We start from the raw sequence: 21,019 nt of genomic DNA, 5'->3' as shown, positions 1-21,019 counted from the left end.
AACCGCCAGGGTACCGCCGGACCGCGGCCCGTCTCCCCTGCCGGTCGCACCCGGTCCGCACTCGTCGACGGACCGGAACCAGGTCACTTCTCGAAGCGGTACCCCATCCCCGCCTCCGTCACGAAGTGCCGGGGGTGGGAGGGGTCGGACTCCAGCTTGCGGCGGAGCTGGGCCATGTAGACGCGCAGATAGTTGGTCTCGGTGCCGTACGAGGGGCCCCAGACCTCCTTCAGCAGCTGCTTCTGGCTCACCAGTCGGCCGGGGTTGCGCACCAGCACCTCCAGCAGGTGCCACTCGGTGGGGGTGAGCCGTACGTCCCCGCCGTTCCGGTGCACCTTCTTGGCCGCCAGGTCCACGGTGAAGGTGTCGGTCTCGATGACGCCGGCGCCGTCCGGGACGCCCGCCGGGGGCTCGGCGCGGCGTACGGCGGCACGCAGCCGGGCCAGCAGTTCGTCCATGCCGAACGGCTTGGTGACGTAGTCGTCAGCGCCCGCGTCCAGCGCCTCCACCTTCTCGTCCGAGGTCTGCCGGGCCGAGAGCACCAGGATCGGGACCCGGGTCCAGCCGCGGATGCCGCGGATGACGTCGACCCCGTCCATGTCGGGCAGGCCCAGGTCCAGGACGATGGCGTCGGGGTGCCGGTCGGCGGCCATGCGCAGCGCGGTGGCGCCGTCGTGCGCTGCGTCCACCTCGTACTTGCGTGCCTTGAGATTGATCACGAGGGCGCGGACGATCTGCGGTTCGTCGTCGACCACGAGCACCCGGTGCATGCTTGTTTCCTCTCGATTCCGTTGTGGCCGCTCAGCCGCCGGAGCGCTGCGGCTCTGGTTGCGGCTGCGGCTGCGGCTGTGGTTGGTCCGGTGCGCCGGTCCGGCCGGCGGGCCGGGGGCGTGCGGGCCCGCGGCTGTGCGCCGCACGCAGGGTGAGCACCATGGTCATCCCGCCGCCCGGGGTGTCCTCGGCCTCCAGGGTGCCGCCCATCGCCTCGGCGAAGCCGCGGGCGACGGCGAGTCCGAGCCCGACGCCGGCACCTCCGGGGGCGTCGCCGTAGCGCTGGAAGGGCTCGAAGATGCGGTCCTTGTCGCTGTCGGGAACGCCGGGACCGCGGTCGGTGACGCGGACCTCCACCCGGTCGGCCAGCGCGCTGGCCCGCACCAGCACCTTCTTGCCGTCGGGGCTGTACTTGACCGCGTTCTCCACCAGGTTGGCCACGGTGCGCTCCAGCAGCCCGGGATCGACGGCGACCAGCGGCAGCGCCTCGGCGACGGCCAGCCGCACGCTGCCCTCCGGCACCCCGCCCAGGGCCTTGGGCACGACCTCTTCCAGGCTGATGTCCTTGATGAGCGGCTTGACGGTGCCGGTCTGCAGGCGGGACATGTCCAGCAGGTTGCCGACGAGGTTGTCGAGTTTGTCGGCGCCCTCCTCGATCGCGCCCAGCAACTCCGCCTCGTCCTCCGCCGACCACTGCACGTCGTCGGAGCGCAGCGAGGAGACGGACGCCTTGATGGCGGCCAGCGGGGTGCGCAGGTCGTGCGAGACGGCCGCCAGCAGCGCGGTGCGGATGCGGTTGCCCTCGGCCAGTTCGCGGGCCTGCTCGGCCTCGCCCAGCAGCCGCTGCCGGTCGAGCACCCCGGCGGCCTGTGCGGCGAAGGCGGCGAGTACCCGGCGGTCCTCGGCGGGCAGCACCCGGCCCGCCAGCACCAGCATCATGTTGTCCCCGACGGGCATGTCCGTGTCGCCGTCCTCCGGGGTGGCCAGCGGCTTGTCCGAGCCGGTGGTGCCCACGCTGCCCGCGCAGGTCCAGGCGGCCCGTTCGTCGGCCCGCTCCAGCAGCGCCACGCGGTCCATGGCGAAGGTCTCCCGCACCCGCTCCAGCAGCGCGTCCAGGCTGGGTCCCGTGCCGGGGCCGCCGGTTCCGTGCCGCGCCTCGCCGCGCAGCACGCTGCCCGCCAGGGTGGAGAGGATCTCCGACTCGGCGCGCAGCCTGGCCGCCTGCTGGGTGCGGCGGGCCGCCAGATCCACCACCGAGGCGACGGCGACGGCGACGCCGAAGAAGACGGCGAGCGAGACGATGTTGCGGCCGTCGCTGATGGTCCAGGTGCGGACGGGGTCGGTGAAGTAGTAGTTCATCAGCCCCGAGCACACGGCGGCCGAGGCCAGCGCGGGCAGCAGCCCGCCCACCAGCCCGGCGGCGACGGTCAGCACCAGGAACAGCAGGACGTCGTTGGTGAAGCCGATACCCGGGTCACCGGCCAGCATCAGGAACGTCAGCAGCGGCGGGGCGGCGAACGCGGTCAGCCAGCCCGCGACGACCCGTGCGGTGCCCAGCCGCGCCGCCCGCGCCCCGGGCAGCCCCCGCCCCTTGGCGACCTCTTCGTGGGTGACGATGTGGACGTCCAGGTCCGGCCCCGAGTCGCGGGCGACGGTGGCACCGACCCCCGGCCCGAACACGTACTGCCAGGTCTTGCGGCGCGAGGAGCCGAGCACGATCTGCGTCGCGTTGACGCCGCGCGCGAACTCCAGCAGGGCCTGCGGGATGTCGTCGCCGATGACGTGGTGGTAGGTGCCGCCCAGGTCCTCCACGAGGGTGCGCTGGAGGGCCAGTTCCTTGGGCGAGGCCGAGGTGAGGCCGTCGGCGCGGGAGATGTGGACGGCCAGGATCTCGCTGCCCGACCCTTTGGCCGCCATCCGGGACGCACGGCGGATGAGGGTGCGTCCCTCGGGCCCGCCGGTGAGGCCGACGACGATCCGTTCGCGGGCCTGCCAGGTGGTACGTATGCGGTGCTCGGAGCGGTACTGCTGGAGGTATTCGTCGACCCGGTCGGCCGTCCACAGCAGCGCCAGCTCCCGCAGGGCCGTCAGATTGCCGGGCCGGAAGTAGTTGGAGAGCGCCGCGTCCACCTTGTCCGGCGCGTAGATGTTGCCGTGCGCCATCCGGCGGCGCAGCGCCTGCGGTGACATGTCGACCAGTTCGATCTGGTCGGCGCGCCGCACCACCTCGTCCGGCACGGTCTCCCGCTGCCGCACACCCGTGATCGACTCCACCACGTCACCGAGCGACTCCAGATGCTGGATGTTGACCGTGGAGACGACATCGATCCCCGCGGCCAGCAGTTCCTCGACGTCCTGCCAGCGCTTGGCGTTCCGCGACCCGGGCACATTGGTGTGCGCCAACTCGTCCACCACGGTCACGGCGGGGCGGCGTGCGAGCACCGCCTCCGTGTCCATCTCGGTGAGCACGGCGCCGCGGTAGGTGACCTCGCGGCGCGGCACCTGTTCGAGACCGTGCAGCAGCACCTCGGTACGCGGCCGGTCGTGGTGCTCGACGAACCCGACGACCACATCGGTGCCCCGCTCGACCCGGCGGTGCGCCTCGGAGAGCACGGCGTAGGTCTTGCCGACACCGGGCGCCGCCCCGAGGAAGACCCGCAGCCGACCACGCCGCGGTTGCGCTCCAGATGACATGACCCCATTGTCCTCGCACTCCGGGCGGACCCGGCTGTGAGCGGGCCGGTCGGCCGTCAGGGTTCCGTATGGATCACGGCACTGCCCGCGGTCAGGGCGCCACCGAGCGGATCGGCAGGTGACGCACGGCGGCCGGGCCCCCGGTGGGGGCCCGGCCGTGTGCGTCTGCAGCCGAGGGGCGGCGCTTGCCGGTGACGGTCAGCGCACCTCGGTGATCTCCGGTCCGCGCTGCAGCTTGTCGAGGCCGCCCGCGAAGCGGGAGCCCTCCTCGACCGTCTCCTGCTGCACGCCGTCCGGCACCATCTGGGCGTCCTCGGGCAGCTTGAGGACGATGGGGTCGCGCGGCGCCATCGGCCCGTCGCCGCGCACCACGACCGTGTCCCGGAAGATCTGCTCCAGCACGCCGGCGGCCTGGGGCTGCACCGCGCCCTGGCCCGAGATCACGCCTCGCAGGAACCATCGGGGGCCGTCCACACCGACGAACCGTACGACCTGCACACCACCGGTGCCGTCGGGCAGCTGCACCGGCACCTGGGCCCGCAGTTCCCAGCCCAGCGGACCGTCCACCTCGTCGATGACACCGCCCTGCTGGGTGATGCCGGAGGCGATCTCCTCGCGCACCTCGTCCCAGATGCCCTCGCGCTTGGGTGCGGCGAAGGCCTGGAGCTGGATGGCGCTGTCCTGCAGTACGACGGTCGCGGCGACGATCGCGTCACCGGCGACCTCGACCCGCAGCTCCATGCCCTCGACACCGGGGATGAAGAGGCCGCCCAGGTCGACCCGTCCGGAGCTGGGTTCGGTGACCTCTTCGATGTCCCAGGGGCCGTCGGGACGGGGCGCCGGGGGCAGCTTGATCCGGGTCTCGCCGTTGTCCGCCGCGTCGGTTTCCGCGCTGTCCTGCGGCTCGTCCTGGCCGTCCTGTTCCGTCTCGAACTCGTCCGAGGTGCCCTCAGGCTTTTCGCTCTTCTTGCGACGACGTCCGAACACGTCACTGTCCTCTCAGGTCGGAAGCTCGATCGGCACCGACCGCAACGTAATCCTTCTGCTGTGCGGCTGTCTGCCCGGTGACGCCCGGCTCGTCGGCAGAGGCCGTCTGCCGGGCCGGGCGGCCTGCCGCGTGGCCGCCCGTGGAGCCGAACCCGCCCGTGTCACGTGCCGAGCCGGGCAGCTCCTCAACCTCGCGGAAACGCACCTTCTCCACCTGCTGGACGACGAGTTGGGCGATACGGTCGAACCGCTCGAACCGCACAGCCTCGCGCGGATCCAGATTGGCCACGATCACCTTGATCTCCCCACGGTACCCGGCATCCACCGTTCCCGGCGCATTCACCAGCGAGACGCCGCAGCGGGCCGCGAGACCTGAACGCGGGTGGACGAACGCGGCGTAGCCGTCCGGGAGGGCGAGGGAGATACCGGTCGGCAGTACGGCCCGCTCCCCCGGCGCCAGTTCCGCGCTGCGGGTGGTCACCAGATCGCAGCCCGCGTCACCGGGGTGCTGGTAGGAGGGCACCGGGACCTCGGGGTCCGTGCGCCGCAGCAGGATCTCGACGGGATCGCTCATGGGTTCACCTCGAAGGCACGTGCCCGCCTGACCTGATCGGGATCGTCCATGGCGGCCCGGATCTCCTCCTGGCGGCCGTTCTCGATGAAGTGCTCGACCTTCACCTCTATGAAAACGGCGTCGGCGCGTACGGCGACCGGCCCGTCCGGGCCGCCGATCCTGCCGGTGGCGGTGGCGTAGATCTTGCGCCCGTGCACGGCGGTGGCCCGGGCCTCCAGGTGCAGCAGCGTGTCCACGGGGACGGGCTGCAGGAAGTCGGTCTCCAGCCGTCCCGTCACCGCGATCACATGCATCAGCCAGCTCAGCGAGCCCAGCGTCTCGTCGAGCGCGCTGGTCAGCACCCCGCCGTGGGCGAGCCCGGGAGCGCCCTGATGGGCGGTTCTCACGGTGAACTCGGCGGTGACGCTGACGCCTTCCCCGGCCCGAGCCGCCAGGTGCAGGCCGTGCGGCTGTCCCCCGCCGCAGCCGAAGCACATGTCGTAGTGGGCACCGAGCGGCTCACCGGGCGCGGGGGCCTCTGGATGGCGTACCGGATCGGTGGCGTCGGGCGGCGGCACCAACGGGGATTTCTGGGACGCGGGGGGATTGGCTGCACTCACGGGTGCAGACCTTACCGTCGTGCGAGGGGCGAGGGGACGCCGTGCCAAGCTGGACACATGGTTCCCGCGGTCCCGCCCTACGACGAACGCCTGACTGCTCCCCGCTCCTGGTGGCTGATCGCCGCCGGTATCGGGGTGGCCTGCGCGCTGGTGCTGTTCCCCTTCGGTCCGCTGCCGCTGCTGTGCGGTCTGGTGGGCGGCGCGGCGGTGGCGGCCGTGTGCGTGAGCACGTACGGCAGCGTCCGGGTACGCGTGGTGGCCGGTTCGCTGGTGGCGGGTGACGCCCGGATCCCGGTGACGGCGCTGGGCGAGGCGGAGCCGCTCGACGCCGAGGCGGCGCGCGCCTGGCGCACGTACAAGGCGGACACCCGCGCGCACATGGTGCTGCGCGGCTACATCCCGACAGCGGTGCGGGTCGAGGTCACCGACCCGGAGGATCCGACGCCGTACGTGTACGTCTCCACCCGGCACCCTCAGCAGCTGGCGGCGGCGCTGCGCGCGGCCCGGGAGTCGACCCCGTCCTAGCCGGCCTGACCGTTCCGGCCCTTGCCGCGCCGCCCCTTGTCCTGTCCTTGGGCGGTGCCGCGCAGGTCGGCGCGGACGCGCTCGGCGAGCCGCGCGGTGTCCCGGTGGTTGGCGAAGGCGCCGACGGCGGCGCCGATCAGGAACGGGGTGAGGTTCGGCAGATTGCGCAGTGTGCGCTTCATGATCTGCTGCCGGAGCCGGTTGCGCAGCTCCCCGCCCATCGCCGTGCTGAGGGTGACGGGCCGGGTGAGCTCTATGCCCCGCTCGGAGGCCCAGGCCTCCAGATAGGCGGTGGCCCGCTCGCGGGCGTTGCCGGGCGCGCGGCGGCCGTAGACCTCGTGCAGCTCGGCGATCAGCTTGAGCTCGACGCCGGCGACGCCGACGATCTCGGCGGCCAACTCGGCCGGCATGGCGGGCGGCACCGGCAGCATGGCCGCGGCGCCGACGCCGGCGCCCACGGTCGCGGAGCCTCTGGTGGCTCCGGCGACCAGCTTGTCCGCCAGTTCCTCGGTGCCCAGCCCTGGGAACTGCGTGCGAAGGGTCTCCAGATCCCGCACCGGCACACGCGGCGCGGTCTCGATGATGCGCTCGGCGACAGTGCGCAGGAAGGTCTGGGCGCGGCGCCCCCGTGCGCGCCACACGCCCTTGCCGCGCCGGTCGCTCCCGGAGCCGTACTGGTCGCTCCCGGGCAGCGTGGACGGCGCTGTGCCGCCTTCGTGCGGCACCAGGCCGCCCTCGTACGGCACGAGCGAGGCCGACCGGTCATGAGGGCCCCGCTCGTCGTCACGTGCGCCTTCGACCGCCACGAGCAGTCGGTCCGCTCTCAGGCCGCGCAGTCGCGGCAGATCGGCTGACCGTTCTTCTCCGCGGCGAGCTGCGAGCGGTGGTGCACCAGGAAGCAGCTCATGCAGGTGAACTCGTCCGCCTGGCGGGGCAGCACCCGCACGGACAGCTCTTCGTTGGAGAGGTCGGCGCCGGGCAGTTCGAGGCCTTCGGCCTGCTCGAACTCGTCCACGTCGACATTGGACGCGGACTTGTCGTTCCGCCGGGCCTTCAGCTCCTCGATGCTGTCTTCATTGACGTCGTCGTCGGTCTTGCGTGGAGTGTCGTAATCCGTAGCCATGTCGCTCTCCCCCTCTGGGTGTCTGTGGTGTCTCCAGCGCACGTAACGCGTGAGAGGCCGGACTTGTGCCCGGCCCGAGGCGGAGATTTTGCCTCACATCAAGGTCTGTTACTCAATCGACACCCAACGGCACCCCTGAAGAGGTGATCATGTCGGTTGTCGAGGAGGACCATAAACGGTCCCCGGTAGCGCTCCGCACACGCCATCCCGGGTACTGCCCACGATCTCCACCTGCGGAAACCTGGATTTTCCGGGATTTCTTCCCGCCTGGCGACCACGCTGCGCGCCCAACTGAGAATTCGCGTGTGTGATCGATCACAGCCCGGTCGTAAGCGGCGAGAAGGCCGTAAATTCCGCATATAGCGAACGGCGCTCCGGTTACGTAGAGCTATTTCCAGTCACTTTTCGTCACCTCCACGCCTCTCGCCCTTGCCGCGGAACTCTCCGGCCTCCGCGGCCTCTCCCGACTTCCGCCTTCTCTCACAGCGGCAGCGTCACCCGCATCACCAGGCCGCCGTCCTCGCGCGGTACGGCCGAGACCGCACCGCCGTGCGCCCGCGCCACCGAGCGCACGATCGACAACCCGAGCCCGACACCCTTGTCACTGCCCGTCCGCTCCGTGCGAAGACGCCGGAACGGCTCGAAGAGGTTGTCCACCTCGTAGGCCGGTACGACGGGCCCGGTGTTCTCGACGACCAGCACCGCCTGCCCTGGCTGCGCCTCGGTACTCACCGAGACCCATCCGCCCTCACGCACGTTGTAGCGCACGGCATTCTGCACCAGATTCAGGGCGACGCGCTCCAGGAGTACCCCATTGCCCTGCACATATGTGGGCTGACGTACTCCTCGCAACGCGACACCCTTGTTGTCGGCCTCGCCGCGCGCCTGCTCGACGGCCTGCGAGGCCACCTCCGCCAGGTCCACGGGTTTGCGGTCCACCAGCTCGTTCTCGCTCCGCGCCAGCAGCAGCAGACCCTCCACCAGCTGCTCGCTGCGCTCATTGGTGGCCAGCAGCGTCTTGGCCAGCTGCTGCAGCTCGGGCGACGCGTCCGGATCGGCCAGCTGCACCTCCAGCAGCGTGCGGTTGATCGCCAGCGGGGTGCGCAGCTCGTGCGAGGCGTTGCCCACGAACCGCTGCTGTGCGGTGAAGGCGCGCTCCAGGCGGTCCAGCATGTCGTCGAAGGTGTCCGACAGCTCCTTGAGCTCGTCGTCCGGGCCCTCCAGCTCGATCCGCTTGTGCAGATCCGAACCGGCCACCTGGCGCGCCGTGCGGGTGATGCGACCGAGCGGCGAGAGCACCCGGCCCGCCATCACATAACCGAAGGCGAACGCCGCCACCGCCAGTCCCAGCAGCGCCAGCAGCGAGCGGCGCAGCAGCCCGTCCAGCGCCATCCTGCGCTGCGCCTCCGCACAGGCCGACAGGCGCTGCATGAACACATCGCTGGGCAGCGTCCCGGTCAGCCCGGGGCAGCGGTCCGAGGTGGGCTGGGCGTTGCCGTTGAGGATGCGGAACGGCAGCTGGCTGGCGTCGTCCAACGCCTGTGCCGCCAGCAGGTAGATGATCGTCAGCAGCAGCATGCCCGCGATCAGGAACATGCCGCCGTACAGCAGCGTGAGCCTTATCCGGATGGTGGGCCGCAGCCAGGGTGAGGAGCGGGGCGTCTCGCGGGGGTCCCAGCTCGGTTTGGGGGGCACGTGACCGTCGCGCGCGCCGTCGCCGGCGCCGTTCGCGCCGGGGCCGGCCCCGGTGGGGGAGGTGGAGGAGGCCATCGGCGTCAGATCCGGTACCCCGCGCCGGGCACGGTCACGATCACCGGCGGCTCACCGAGCTTGCGGCGCAGCGTCATCACCGTCACCCGCACCACGTTGGTGAACGGGTCGGTGTTCTCGTCCCACGCCTTCTCCAGCAGCTGCTCGGCGGAGACCACGGTCCCCTCCCCGCGCATCAGCACCTCCAGCACGGCGAACTCCTTGGGGGCCAGCTGGATCTCCCGGCCGTCCCGGAAGACCTCGCGGCGGCCCGGGTCCAGCCGGATTCCGGCCCGCTCCAGCACGGGCGGCAGGGCCGTGGTCGTACGCCGCCCCAGGGCGCGCACCCGGGCCGTCAGCTCCGAGAAGGCGAAGGGCTTGGGCAGGTAGTCGTCGGCGCCCAGCTCCAGGCCCTCCACCCGGTCGCTGACGTCCCCGGAGGCGGTGAGCATCAGCACCCGGGTGGGCAGCCCGAGCTCGACGATCCGGCGGCAGACGTCGTCACCGTGGACGATCGGCAGGTCGCGGTCGAGCACGACGACGTCGTAGTCGTTGATGTCGATGCGCTCCTGCGCCGCCGCGCCGTCGTAGACCACATCGACGGCCATGGCCTCCCTGCGGAGGCCCGTCGCCACGGCATCGGCGAGCAGTTGCTCGTCCTCGACGACGAGTACGCGCACAGCGCTGTCCTTCCTCGGATACGAATGGGGATCCCCGGACATACCGGGGGATCGTGCTGTCCATCGTGCCTCGGACCCCGGTAAATCGACGGTAAGAGCCGAGGTGAGAGGGTGGGCACCGACTACGGCACGGGACCCTGGCACTTTTTCAGGGCGTTTGAGGTTTCTCTGAGGTTCCCGTTGGGGAGGACCTGAGAACCACCCACGATCACGCCCTGTGCGCAGCGTGCCACGATGCACCGCTGAAGCAGCCCCGGGGACCACGCCGTGATCGGGGAAGCACCACAAACCCTCGGCACACCCCGTGCCACCGACCCGCGACGAGGGGGCACACCATGGACGCATTCACCGCAGGCATCCTGCAGCGTATACGGACCACCGAGTCCGACCTGCACCGCGCACGTGAATCGGGCGACGACTTCCTCGTGGACGTCGAGCAGTCGGAACTGGAAGACCTCCGCCGCCTCGCTGCCGAACACGGCGTACAGGTCGCCTGACGGCGCGCTGATCCGACACCGATGGTGCGGCCCCCGAACGGGGGCCGCACCCTTTTTTTCGTCTTTCGTCTTTTTCGTCCGCCAGTCGTCGCGTCCCCAGTCGCTTCGTTCCCCAGCCGTCCTAGTCGTGCCAGGCGCCGAGCCGCTCCAGCAGCGGCTGCAGCGCCTCGAAGACGCCCGGGGAGGCGCACAGGGTCAGCTCGCCGTCCGCCGGCCGGCCGGGGCGGCCCCCCGTGAGCGCACCGGCCTCGCGGGCGATGAGCTCCCCCGCGGCCAGGTCCCAGGGGTTGAGGCCGCGCTCGTAGAAACCGTCGAGCCGTCCGGTGCCGACATCGCACAGGTCGATGGCGGCCGAACCGCCACGGCGGATGTCACGTACGCGCGGGATCAGTTCCTGTGCGACGGCGGCCTGGGCCACCCGCCGCTCGGTGATGTAGCCGAACCCGGTGCCGATCAGCGCCTGGTCGAGCGGCGGCGACGGGCGGCACCGCAGCCGGTGTCCGTCCAGGAAGGCACCCTGTCCGACGACCGCGTGCCAGGTCTCTCCGCGCACGGGGGCCGCCACGACGCCCACGACGCGCTCACCGTGGTACTCGGCGGCGATGGAGACGGCCCAGTCGGGACGTCCGTACAGGTAGTTGACGGTGCCGTCGACCGGGTCGATCACCCAGCGGACGCCGGAGGTGCCGTCGCTGGAGGCGCCCTCTTCGCCGAGGAAGCCGTCGTGCGGCCGGTGCTCGGTCAGATAGCCGGTGATCAGCTTCTCGGAGGCCAGATCCATCTCGGTGACCACGTCGATGGGGCTGGTCTTGGTCGCGGCGACGCCCAGGTCGGCGGGGCGGCCGTCCCGCAGCAGGGTGCCCGCCCGGACGGCGGCCTCCTGTGCGAGGGCGAGCAGTTCGGCCTTGAGCGCGTCGTCGGCGCGCTCGGGTGCGGACTGCGGGGTGTCAGTCACTTTGTCGCTGCTCCAGTCGTACGTATGTCGCAGGCGGCCGGACGGTCGAAGGCCCGCAGGGCGCGACGGCCGGTCACCCGCATGAGTGAATGGACGGGCGGGTGGACAGGCGCGGGGCGGCCGACGGGCGCGCTCGGCCTCACAGGGCCGGTGCGTCGGCGCCGGCCGCCGCCGGCTTCGGCGTCCGCGCCGGACAGCAGCCGACCGGGCACACGTCGTGGCTCGCACCCAGCGCCCCCAGCGCGCACCGGGCCGGCGCCGCGCCCCGCTCGGCGGCGGCTCTCTCCAGCACCAGTTCCCGTACGGCCGCGGCGAACCGCGGGTCGGCACCGACCGTGGGCGAGCGGCGTGCGGGCAGGTTCAGTTCGGAGGCCTTGGCCATGGCCTCGGTGTCCAGGTCGTAGCGGACCTCCATGTGGTCCGAGACGAAGCCGATCGGCACCATCACCACGCCGGGCACGCCCTTGCCGTGCAGCTCCTCCAGGTGGTCGCAGATGTCCGGCTCCAGCCAGGGCACCGAGGGCGGTCCGCTGCGCGACTGGTAGACGAGGCTCCAGGGGTGCTGCGTGCCGGTGCGCTCCCGGACCGCGTCGCTGATCAGCGCGGCGACATCGCGGTGCTGTGCCACATAGGCACCGCCGTCGCCGTGCGCCTCGACGGGGCCGGAGGTGTCGGCCGCGGCGGTGGGGATGGAGTGGGTGGTGAAGGCGAGGTGGGCACTGGCGCGCACCTCGGCGGGGAGGTCGTCCAGGCAGGCGAGGACTCCGTCGACGACGGGCTCGATGAAGCCGGGGTGGTTGAAGTAGTGCCGCAGCTTGTCCACCCGCGGCACCGGCAGCCCCTCCTCCCGCAGCGCCGCCAGCGACTCGGCGAGGTTCTCGCGGTACTGGCGGCAGCCCGAGTAGGAGGCGTACGCGCTCGTCGCCAGCACGAGAACCCGCTGGTGTCCGTCGCGGACCAGCTCCCGCAGGGTGTCGGTGAGGTAGGGCGCCCAGTTGCGGTTCCCCCAGTAGACGGGCAGGTCGAGGCCGTGTGCGGCGAAGTCCTCCCGGAGCGCCGTCAGCAGCGCCCGGTTCTGCTCGTTGATGGGGCTGACGCCGCCGAAGAGGTAGTAGTGCTGACCCACCTCCTCCAGACGCTCCGTGGGGATGCCTCGTCCCCGGGTGACGTTCTGGAGGAACGGGACGACGTCGTCCATCCCCTCGGGGCCCCCGAAGGAGAGCAGCAGGAGTGCGTCGTAGGGGGCCGGGGAGGAGTCCGGCTCGAAGCCGGAGGGTTCGGTGGGCAGCGCATCGGACATGTCTCCGATCCTGCCATCCGGCCCGCGGGAGAAGTGGCCGCCCTCGGCGTCAACACGGCCGGGTCGCCGTCGGGACCCGTGAGTATGATCCCTCTCCAACTGGTGGGGGCCCGCTGGGGCGGGGGCGCCGGCGGTCGTGGTGCGTTCCTCGGCCACCGCCGGCCGAGCTCTCGGCCGGCGCCGCGGCGAGAGGGGACGGTCACAGATGAGCGTGCGGTCGGGCATACGGGCGGCGAAGGACGGTCGGGCGGCGACGTGGCGCAACTGGGCGGGCAATGTGACGGCCGCGCCGCAGCGGACGGTCTCGCCCTCCACCACGCAGGCCCTCGCCGAAGTGGTGCGCCGGGCGGCGGCGGACGGACTGCGGGTGAAGGCCGCGGGCACCGGTCACTCGTTCACCGCCGCCGCCCTCACGGACGGGGTGCTGATACGGCCCGAACGGCTGACCGGAATACGTGCCGTGGACCGGGCCGCGGGCACGGTCACCGTCGCCGCGGGCACACCGCTGAAGGAGCTGAACGCCGCGCTGGCGGCGCGGGGTCTGTCGCTGACGAACATGGGCGACATCATGGAGCAGACCGTCTCCGGCGCCGTCAGCACCGGCACACACGGCACGGGCCGCGACTCGGCCTCGGTGGCCGCGCAGCTCAAGGGCCTGGAACTGGTGCTCGCCGACGGCTCCGTGCTGCGCTGCTCGGCGGAGGGGACCGAGGAGGAGCAGGCCGTCTTCGCCGCCGCCCGGGTGGGGCTCGGGGCGCTGGGCGTCGTCACCGAGCTCACCTTCGGGGTGGAGCCGGAGTTCCTGCTGACGGCTCGCGAGGAGCCGATGCCGTTCGACCGGGTCACCGAAGAGTTCGATCAACTGGTGGCCGAGAACGAACATTTCGAGTTCTATTGGTTTCCGCACACCAACAGCTGCAACACCAAGCGCAACAACCGCAGCGCGGGTCCCGCGGCCCCGCTCCCCCGGGTGCGGGGCTGGGTCGACGACGAACTGCTGTCCAACGGCGTCTTCCAGGCGGCCTGCGCACTCGGCAAGGCCGTGCCCGCCACCGTGCCCGGCGTCGCCCGTGTCTCCAGCCGCGCCCTGTCGGCACGCAGCTACACCGACATCCCTTACAAGGTCTTCACCAGCCCGCGCAGGGTGCGCTTCGTGGAGATGGAGTACGCGATACCGCGCACGGCGCTGGTGGAGGCGCTGCGGGAGCTGAAGGCGCTGATGGAGAGGTCCCACTTCCGGGTGAGCTTCCCCGTCGAGGTGCGCACGGCGCCTGCGGACGACATACCGCTGTCGACGGCGAGCGGGCGCGAGACGGCTTACGTGGCGGTGCACATGTACCGGGGCACGCCCCATGAGGGGTACTTCAGCGCCGTCGAGCGGATCATGACTGCGCACGCCGGGCGCCCGCACTGGGGGAAGCTGCACAGCAGGGACGCGGAGTACCTCGCGGGGGTGTATCCGCGGTTCGCGGAGTTCACGGCGCTGCGCGACCGCCTGGACCCGAACCGGGTCTTCGGCAACGACTATCTGCGGCGGGTGCTGGGCGACTGACCCGGGCAGCGGACAAGGCAGCAGTCAGGGCCGTGCCGTGCACCCGTTCGGATGCGCGGCACGGCCCTGTCGTACGGAGCAGGCGGTGAGCCGCCCCGCCGGGGGCTACCCCTGCGAGGAGGCTCCGGGCTGCTGGCCCTGCGGGAGCTGAGCACCGCTGCCCGCGCCACCGGTCTCCCCGGAGCCGGCTGCGCCGTCCCCGTCCTGCCGGCTGCCCTCGCCGCTGGAGTCGTCGGTGCTGCTGTCACCGCTGTCGGTGTTTCCGGAACCTTCCGTTCCGTCCGACTGGGACCGGGACGGGTCGGGGGTGGGGCTCGTCTTCTGGTCCGTCTCGCCCGTGCCGGTCCGCCCCTTGTCACCGCTGCCGTTGTCACTCGGATCGGTGGACTGCCCGGACTCCTTCGGGTCGGGGGTCGGGCTCTCGCCATTCCCCGTTCCGTCCGGGTCCGTGCTCGCGGGAGGCGCGTCAGGGGAGTCCCCGGTCGACGAGCCGTGGCTCGGCCGGAAGACATCGCTGATGGACGTGCCCTTCCCGCCGGAGACGCTGTGCCCGGAGATCGCCTCGTACAGCGTGATGCCGCCGATCGCGATCACGAACACCACGACGGCGGGCAGCAGCGTACGCCGCCACCCCCGCCACTTGGTGCCATGGGTGGTGGCCCCGGTGAACTCGCCGTTGCCCGGCAGTTCCTCGGCGTCCACCGGGCCGGCGGGCCGCTTGACGGTCCCCAGCACCTGGGTCGCGTCGTCACGGCGGAGCATCCGTGTCGCGTCCTCGCTGCGCAGCGCCTGGGTGGCGTCGGTGCCCGCGGGCGCCCGGGTCGCGGCGTCGGGCCGCAGCGCCCTGGTGATGTCGTCGCGGCTCAGCGCACGGGCGTCGTCCTCACCGGCCGCGGCGCCACCGACCGCACCGGCCGCCTTCGTGGTGCCCTGGGCGTCGTCTGCCGTGCCGCTGCCCGGCTCCCGGCCCCACGAAGTGGTGGGAAGCAGTTGCGTGGCAGCGGCCCGGGGGTCGTGCAGCGCGTCGGCGTTGTGGACGGCCTGGCTGGTGTGATGGCCCTCGTCGTCCTTCCAGCCGGCGATGGGATCCCGTACCGGGGCCTGCCGTGCCTTGGGCGGCACGGTGACCTCCTTGAGCTGCTCACCGGTCCTGCTGAAGAAGTGCTGGAAGATCGGACCGCCGCTGGTGGCGACGAGGCTCATGACACCGGCACCCAGGAAGGTGCCGTAGACCCCGAGTTGCCCCGCGGCGAACGCGGCGACCACCGCTGCGACCGCACTGCCCAGCACCTGGGCCACGCTCAGATCGAGCTTTTTGGCACTCTTGCTCTCTCCCTGTTTGTCAGTGTCAGCACTGGATATGGATTCCTTGTCGCTCTTGTCCATCTACCGCCCTTGATCGCACACTCCAACCACTGTGCACGAATAGGGGACTTTCGAGCGAAGGCGAAGGTTCCATTTCGGGTGGTTCTGTGACGCTTCCCACCCCCGTATCCAGGCCAAATGGACTCTTGGGGCGTCAACTCCCTTACTCCGGAGCAACTTCGGTGGCGCGGCGGTCCACCCGGGTGGCCCTAATGGAGTAGTGTGACGAGCCCTGGTCTCGGTTCTGACCCGGCGCTGGCTGCACACGGTGACCACCTCGGTCACTGTGCGTTGTGAGGAGGTAACCGTGCCATAGCGGCGGTTCTGGGCAGTTCCATATGATTCGAACAACGATCTGGACACAGCCTCGGACCCCGAGGAAGTCGGCAAGGTTGTGGCAGGCTGCACCCGGGCAGGCCACACTCGTCTAGCGGGAGCAGCGACGCACGTGACGTCGGCAGGCACCACCCGGGAGGTCCCCATGCCCGAACTGCGTGTCGTGGCCGTCAGCAACGACGGCACACGACTGGTGCTCAAAGCTGCCGACAGCACGGAGTACACGCTTCCCATCGATGAGCGGCTGCGCGCCGCCGTCCGGAACGACCGGGCGCGGCTGGGCCAGATCGAGATCGAGGTGGAGAGCCACCTGCGGCCTCGGGACATCCAGGCCCGTATACGAGCCGGTGCCTCCGCTGAGGAGGTCGCGTCCCTCGCGGGCATCCCCGTCGACCGGGTACGCCGCTTCGAGGGCCCCGTGCTCGCCGAGCGCGCTTTCATGGCCGAGCGCGCCCGCAAGACTCCCGTGCGCCGCCCCGGTGAGAACGTCGGGCCGCAGCTCGGCGAGGCCGTCGCCGAACGGCTGCTGCTGCGCGGCGCCGACAAGGACTCGGTCCACTGGGACTCCTGGCGGCGTGACGACGGCACCTGGGAGGTCCTGCTCGCCTACCGCGTCGCCGCCCAGCCCCACTCGGCGACCTGGACCTACGACCCGCCGCGCCGACTGGTGCAGGCGGTGGACGACGAGGCCAGGGCGCTCATCGGCGAGACCGACGACACCCCGGAGCCCAGCTTCCCGTTCGTGCCCCGGATCGCCCGGCTGCCCCGGGAGCGCACGGACCGGGGCGAGCGCTCCGGCCGCCACGAGCTGGAGCCCGCCGGACTGTCGCCCGCACCCGGTGACGAGGACGACCAGCCGCTGTCCGGCGCGGAGGACGGCAGCGGTACCCCGGACTCGCTGACCAGCCTGCTGGAGGCGGTGCCCAGCTTCCGGGGCGACCTGGTCGTACCCGAGTCGAAGCCCACCGTGCCCGGCGACGAGGACGGCGAGGGCGCCGCCGCCGAGGCCGCGGAGACCGCCGAGGACGAGCGGGAGCACGAGGAGGAGCAGGAGGCCGTGGAGCCGCCCGCCCCCGCCGCGAGCGCCGGTTCCGCCTATGCGGACGTGCTGATGCCGCGCTCGGTGGGCGCCCACCGCGACCGCCTCAAGGGCAACACCGACCGCCAGGCCGAGGCGGACGGGGTCCGCCCGGGCCGTCGGGCCGCCGTACCCAGCTGGGACGAGATCGTCTTCGGCACCCGCCGCAAGAAGGAGTAGCCGTAAAGGGTTCGGCGCCGTCGCGGCGGACCCGGACCCGTCTGGGGCTGTCTGTACGAGGGGGCGCCGCACCCGAGGGTGCGGCGCCCCCTCGTGCTCCCCCGGCCGACGGTCCGGGGAGCGCAAGGGAGAGCGACGGCCTCAGCCGCGTTCGGGACCGGTGGCCACCGGGCGCCGGCCGTCGGACGTCCACTCGCTCCAGGAGCCCACATAAAGGGCCGCGTCGATGCCCGCGAGGTGCAGCGCCAGCACCTCCTGGGCGGCCGAGACGCCGGAGCCGCAGTAGACGCCGACCTCGGTGTCGGGCCCCGCGCCCAGCGCCTCGAACCGCTCAGCGAGGGCCTTCGGGGAGCGGAACGTACCCGCGTCGGTGAGGTTCTCCGTGGTGGGGGCCGAGACGGCACCCGGGACATGGCCGGCCACGGGGTCGATCGGCTCGACCTCTCCGCGGTAACGCTCCGCGGCGCGCGCGTCCAGCAGCACCCCGCGCCGGGCCAGCGCAGCGGCCTCGTCCGCGTCGAGGGTGGGCATGCCGCCCGGGGCCGGAACGAAGTCGCCGGGTGCCGGGTCCGGGGTCTCGGTGCTGACCGGCAGCGGTCCCCCGCCCTCGGGGTCGCGGTAGCTGCCCCAGGCCTCCAGACCGCCGTCCAGGACCCGCACATCGGGGTGGCCCGCCCAGCGCAGCAGCCACCAGCAGCGGGCCGCCGCCCAGCCGCCGCCGAGGCCGCCGGCGTCGTAGACCACCACAGGCCGGTCGGCGGTGACGCCCGCACGGCGCATGGCGGCACCGAACACGTCCAGCGCGGGCAGCGGGTGGCGGCCGCCTCCGGACCCCCGGGGCACGTCCTGGCCCGCGACCGCGGGAGGGGCCGCGAGCTCGCTCTCCAGGTCGATGTAGACGGCGCCGGGCAGGTGCCCCTTCTGGTACTCGGGCAGGCCCGGAGGGTCACCGGGCCGGTAGCGCACGTCGAGCAGCACGGGCGCGGCTGAGGCTGCGAGGTCGCTCGCGAGCTCCGCTACGGAGATGATGGCTGTCATGGCGCCCATCTTCGCGCAGCCTTCCGTCCGCGAGGGCCGGGGTCCGACGACGGCACACGGATCGGGGATTCTCGCCCGGAAGCGGAAAAAAGCGGCGCGGCCGGGGAGCGCGGCACGACAGGTGGTGACAGCATCTGCACTGGCGAGCAGTCACGGAGCCCCGACAAGGACGCCGGGGCACTTCCACCCGCACGACCGCATCGATGATGGTCAAGGAGCGAAGCAGATGACCGAGGCAGCGACTCGGCTACGGCACACGCCTGGCGCGCCCGCATGGGCGAGCTTGATGGTGCACGGGCTGGATGTCGGCAAGGAGTTCTACCAGGGCCTGTTCGGCTGGGAGTTCCGTGCCGGGCCCCAGCAGCTGGGCCCGTATGTGCGGGCAGTCGCGGGCGGGCACGAGGTCGCGGGGCTGGGGAAGAAGGCGGCCGGCCGGCAGCTGCCGATCGCGTGGCTGCCGTATCTGGCGACCGCCGACGCCGACGAGACGGCGTCCGCGGTCCGTTCGTACGGCGGCACGGTCGCGGTGGGTCCGCTGGACGCGGAGTCGGCGGGGCGGATGGCCATCGTCGCCGACCCGCACGGTGCCCCTTTCGGGCTGTGGCAGGACGTGCACCCGTCGGGCCTGGGCACGGCGCCGCGGGGGACGTTGGGGGCGCCGGTCTGGTTCGAGCTGGTCACCCGGGAGACGGGGCCGGTAGTCAAGTTCTATCAGGCCGTGTTCGGTTACGACATCGAGAGCATCGAGGCGCCCGGGTTCGACTATCTGACGCTGTGCACGGACGGTGCGCCGGTGGCCGGTATCCACGGGGTCGGGGACACCCTGCCGCGCGACAGGGGACCGCACTGGCGTACGTACTTCGCGGTGGAGGACCCGGACGGGATGGCACGCCGCGCCGTGGAGCTGGGCGGCCATGTGGTGCGCGGCCCCGACGACTCCCCGTACGGACGTCTGGCGACGATCGCGGACCTCGAGGGCGCGCACTTCAGTGTGATCCGGCCCGTCGCAGCGGATCGCTGAGTCCGCGTCCCGGCGGCACCTTCGGCGCCGCGGTGGGCTCGTCCACCGGGAGCACGTCGGGTGAGAGCGCTCCCGCGCCCGCCGAGGCCGCCGTGAGCCGGCGGCGATGGTGGCGCCTGCACAGCACTTCGTAGCCGATCTCTCCGCTGGGTTCGCCCACGTCTCCCACCACCACCTGCGCACCTTCGACCACCATCCGGCCGCCGACGGTCCGCGCGTTGTGGGTGGCGCGCGCCCCGCACCAGCACAGCGCCTCCACCTGAAGGGTCTCCAGCCGGTCGGCGAGCTCCATCAACCGCTGGGAGCCGGGGAAGAGCCGGGTGCGGAAGTCGGTGGCGATGCCGAACGCGTAGACGTCGATACCCAGGTCGTCGACGACACGGGCGAGCTGCTCCACCTGCTCGGGGGCCAGGAACTGCGCCTCGTCCACGATCACGTAGTCGGTGCGACCGCCCGCGGTCAGATGGCGGACCAGGTGCTGCTGGAAGTTGAGGTCCTCGGCCACCTCGACGGCCTCGGCGACCAGGCCGAGCCGGGAGGAGAGCTTGCCGGTGCCCGCGCGGTCGTCCCGGGTGAAGATCATGCCCTGGAGGCCGCGCGCCGAGCGGTTGTGCTCGATCTGGAGCGCCAGCGTGCTCTTTCCGCAGTCCATCGTTCCGGAGAAGAACACCAGCTCTGGCATGGGTGGTTCGGCCTTTCTCGGTGCGGTTCCTCGGGCGGGGGCAGGCGTACGGGCGCGGGAGGGGGCGCACGGGCGCCGGGCGGACCGGTGCGTCAGGTCCGCACCTCCAGCAGCGGGACGAGCTGTTCGGCCGCGGTCGCCGAGCCGTGCATCCCGATCAGCTCGGACTCCTTGGGCTCGCGCCGGGTCGCCACCACGGCGATGTCGTCGCGCATCGCGGCGATCACATCGCCGAGCCTGCCGCGCACCCGCGGCTCGACGCCCGGTCCGAACCAGCCCAGGCCGATGGCCTCTTCGCGGGTGGCCACCCACGCCTGCTCGGCCAGCACCTCGCGCCAGACGGCATGCACATCGCCCGCCGCGCCGGGGACGGCGTAGACATGCCGCATCCGGCCCTCTCCGCCGAGCTGGGCGACGCCCGCGCTCAGCTCCCAGTCCTCGTCGAAGTCGATCCGGGCCTCGGGGGCTTCGGGGATGTCGACCATGCCGTGGTCGGCGGTGATGTAGAGCGCGGAGCGCGGCGGCAGCTGCTCGGCCAGCCGCTGGGCGAGCCGGTCGACATACATCAGCTGACCGCGCCAGGCGTCGGAGTCCATGCCGTAGCGGTGGCCGTTGCCGTCCAGTTCCGCGTAGTACGTGTAGACGAGGGCGCGGTCCGAGGCGGCGAGGCGTTCGGCCGCCAGATCCATCCGGTCCTCGGCCGAGAGCCGGCCGAGGAAGGTGCCGCCGGACAGTGCGATCTTGGTGAGCGGGGTGTGCTCGAAGTGCGGCGCCGTCACCTGGCAGGCGGCCACCCCGGCGGCCTCGGCCTGCTGGAAGACGGTGGGGTAGGGCTGCCACACGTGCGGCTCGGTCCACGGCTGCCAGCGGAGCTGGTTCATCAGCCGTCCGGTGGCCGGGTCCAGCGCGGTGTACCCGGGCAGTCCGTGCTCGCCGGGGACGCGGCCGGTGCCGACGGAGGCCAGCGAGGTGGCCGTGGTGGAGGGGAAGCCGGAGGTGATCGGTTCGCCCGTGCCCGCGACGGAGCTGGGCAGCAGCGAGGTGAGGAACGGCGCCTCGGCGGGGTGCGCCTTGAGCGCTTCCCAGCCCATGCCGTCCACCAGGAAGACGCAGACCCGGTCGGCGGGGGGGAGCCGAAGCCCGGCCGTCATACCGGGGACGCCGAGCCCGGCGGCGACGGAGGGCAGCAGATCGGCCAGCGATCCGGAGCCGTAGCGCGGAACGGGTGCGGTGCCAGGGTCGAGCGGGGCGTCCGGCGGGACGCCGCCGTGCGGTGCCGGACGGGCCGTCGCCGCCGCCATGGGGGCGGTCGA

At 72.1% G+C, this 21,019-nt stretch carries 20 protein-coding genes; 5 read left to right on the top strand and 15 right to left on the bottom strand.

Features of this window, described 5'->3' with window-relative positions; all coding sequences use genetic code 11:
- Positions 1 to 83: 83 nt before the first annotated feature.
- The 5 genes from JW613_RS23755 to JW613_RS23735 all read right to left on the bottom strand — a co-directional run bounded on the left by JW613_RS23755 (position 84) and on the right by JW613_RS23735 (position 5,625).
- Complete coding sequence (locus JW613_RS23755; protein ID WP_099884836.1) at positions 84 to 770, bottom strand: response regulator; 687 nt, start codon at positions 768 to 770, stop codon at positions 84 to 86.
- Between the two features lie 31 nt (positions 771 to 801).
- Positions 802 to 3,465: an ATP-binding protein gene (locus JW613_RS23750; RefSeq protein WP_209212983.1), complete on the bottom strand. Its 2,664-nt coding sequence runs from the start codon at positions 3,463 to 3,465 to the stop codon at positions 802 to 804.
- 198 nt (positions 3,466 to 3,663) lie between these two features.
- Positions 3,664 to 4,452, bottom strand: a complete 789-nt coding sequence (locus JW613_RS23745) for a DUF3710 domain-containing protein (protein ID WP_209212982.1) — start codon at positions 4,450 to 4,452, stop codon at positions 3,664 to 3,666.
- Between the two features lies 1 nt (position 4,453).
- Positions 4,454 to 5,026, bottom strand: a complete 573-nt coding sequence (gene dut, locus JW613_RS23740) for a dUTP diphosphatase (protein WP_209212981.1) — start codon at positions 5,024 to 5,026, stop codon at positions 4,454 to 4,456.
- Complete coding sequence (locus JW613_RS23735) at positions 5,023 to 5,625, bottom strand: PaaI family thioesterase (RefSeq protein ID WP_209212980.1); 603 nt, start codon at positions 5,623 to 5,625, stop codon at positions 5,023 to 5,025. Before JW613_RS23735 ends, dut begins: the two co-directional genes overlap by 4 nt.
- Positions 5,626 to 5,682: 57 nt before the next feature.
- Here JW613_RS23735 and JW613_RS23730 point away from each other — a divergent pair, with 57 nt between their 5' ends.
- Entirely contained in the window at positions 5,683 to 6,150 is a 468-nt protein-coding gene (locus tag JW613_RS23730) for a DUF3093 domain-containing protein (RefSeq protein ID WP_209212979.1), read from the top strand.
- Here the strand turns inward: JW613_RS23730 and JW613_RS23725 are convergent.
- From JW613_RS23725 to JW613_RS23710, 4 genes are all read right to left on the bottom strand, one after another.
- Positions 6,147 to 6,791: a hypothetical protein gene (locus tag JW613_RS23725; RefSeq protein WP_307866020.1), complete on the bottom strand. Its 645-nt coding sequence runs from the start codon at positions 6,789 to 6,791 to the stop codon at positions 6,147 to 6,149. The two genes, JW613_RS23730 and JW613_RS23725, sit on opposite strands and share 4 nt — an antisense overlap.
- Before the next feature lie 182 nt (positions 6,792 to 6,973).
- Positions 6,974 to 7,273, bottom strand: a complete 300-nt coding sequence (locus tag JW613_RS23720; RefSeq protein ID WP_016470291.1) for a DUF4193 domain-containing protein — start codon at positions 7,271 to 7,273, stop codon at positions 6,974 to 6,976.
- A 480-nt stretch (positions 7,274 to 7,753) separates the two neighbouring features.
- Positions 7,754 to 9,043, bottom strand: coding sequence for a sensor histidine kinase (locus tag JW613_RS23715; RefSeq protein WP_245226179.1), 1,290 nt, complete (start codon positions 9,041 to 9,043; stop codon positions 7,754 to 7,756).
- 5 nt (positions 9,044 to 9,048) lie between these two features.
- Positions 9,049 to 9,702, bottom strand: a complete 654-nt coding sequence (locus JW613_RS23710) for a response regulator transcription factor (protein WP_099884829.1) — start codon at positions 9,700 to 9,702, stop codon at positions 9,049 to 9,051.
- A gap of 335 nt (positions 9,703 to 10,037) precedes the next feature.
- Between JW613_RS23710 and JW613_RS23705 the strand changes: the two genes are divergently transcribed.
- Positions 10,038 to 10,199 (top strand): hypothetical protein, encoded by a 162-nt coding sequence (locus JW613_RS23705; protein WP_019359798.1) that lies wholly within the window; start codon positions 10,038 to 10,040, stop codon positions 10,197 to 10,199.
- A 121-nt stretch (positions 10,200 to 10,320) separates the two neighbouring features.
- Here the strand turns inward: JW613_RS23705 and JW613_RS23700 are convergent, their stop codons facing one another.
- Both JW613_RS23700 and JW613_RS23695 read right to left on the bottom strand, forming a co-directional pair.
- Entirely contained in the window at positions 10,321 to 11,154 is an 834-nt protein-coding gene (locus tag JW613_RS23700; protein ID WP_209212977.1) for an inositol monophosphatase family protein, read from the bottom strand.
- A gap of 139 nt (positions 11,155 to 11,293) precedes the next feature.
- The gene (locus JW613_RS23695) at positions 11,294 to 12,454 is read right to left on the bottom strand and encodes a ferrochelatase (protein ID WP_209212976.1); all 1,161 of its coding nucleotides are present in this window, start codon (positions 12,452 to 12,454) and stop codon (positions 11,294 to 11,296) included.
- A 205-nt stretch (positions 12,455 to 12,659) separates the two neighbouring features.
- On the opposite strand from JW613_RS23695, the gene JW613_RS23690 reads away from it, so the two are divergent.
- Positions 12,660 to 14,006 (top strand): D-arabinono-1,4-lactone oxidase, encoded by a 1,347-nt coding sequence (locus JW613_RS23690; RefSeq protein WP_209212975.1) that lies wholly within the window; start codon positions 12,660 to 12,662, stop codon positions 14,004 to 14,006.
- A 105-nt stretch (positions 14,007 to 14,111) separates the two neighbouring features.
- Here JW613_RS23690 and JW613_RS23685 read toward each other — a convergent pair whose 3' ends face one another.
- A complete protein-coding gene (locus JW613_RS23685; RefSeq protein WP_245226178.1) occupies positions 14,112 to 15,392 on the bottom strand; it encodes a hypothetical protein in 1,281 nt (426 codons plus the stop codon).
- A 460-nt stretch (positions 15,393 to 15,852) separates the two neighbouring features.
- Here JW613_RS23685 and sepH point away from each other — a divergent pair, with 460 nt between their 5' ends.
- Positions 15,853 to 16,965, top strand: a complete 1,113-nt coding sequence (gene sepH, locus JW613_RS23680; RefSeq protein WP_209212974.1) for a septation protein SepH — start codon at positions 15,853 to 15,855, stop codon at positions 16,963 to 16,965.
- A gap of 141 nt (positions 16,966 to 17,106) precedes the next feature.
- On the opposite strand, the gene JW613_RS23675 is transcribed toward sepH, so the two are convergent.
- Positions 17,107 to 18,003 carry a sulfurtransferase gene (locus JW613_RS23675; RefSeq protein WP_209212973.1) on the bottom strand — a complete coding sequence of 299 codons (897 nt, stop codon included), beginning with the start codon at positions 18,001 to 18,003 and terminating at the stop codon, positions 17,107 to 17,109.
- Between the two features lie 226 nt (positions 18,004 to 18,229).
- Between JW613_RS23675 and JW613_RS23670 the strand changes: the two genes are divergently transcribed.
- Positions 18,230 to 19,024 (top strand): VOC family protein, encoded by a 795-nt coding sequence (locus tag JW613_RS23670; RefSeq protein WP_209212972.1) that lies wholly within the window; start codon positions 18,230 to 18,232, stop codon positions 19,022 to 19,024.
- Here the strand turns inward: JW613_RS23670 and JW613_RS23665 are convergent.
- Both JW613_RS23665 and JW613_RS23660 read right to left on the bottom strand, forming a co-directional pair.
- Positions 18,990 to 19,706 (bottom strand): thymidine kinase, encoded by a 717-nt coding sequence (locus JW613_RS23665; RefSeq protein ID WP_209212971.1) that lies wholly within the window; start codon positions 19,704 to 19,706, stop codon positions 18,990 to 18,992. The genes JW613_RS23670 and JW613_RS23665 overlap by 35 nt on opposite strands.
- A 92-nt stretch (positions 19,707 to 19,798) precedes the next feature.
- Positions 19,799 to 21,007, bottom strand: coding sequence for an alkaline phosphatase family protein (locus JW613_RS23660; RefSeq protein ID WP_209213064.1), 1,209 nt, complete (start codon positions 21,005 to 21,007; stop codon positions 19,799 to 19,801).
- Between the last annotated feature and the right edge of the window lie 12 nt (positions 21,008 to 21,019).

Source organism: Streptomyces smyrnaeus (genome assembly GCF_017676345.1).
In the GTDB taxonomy this organism is placed as follows: domain Bacteria; phylum Actinomycetota; class Actinomycetes; order Streptomycetales; family Streptomycetaceae; genus Streptomyces; species Streptomyces smyrnaeus.
The sequence above is the reverse complement of the archived record's forward strand: the minus strand, read 5'-3'. Positions and strand labels throughout refer to the sequence as shown.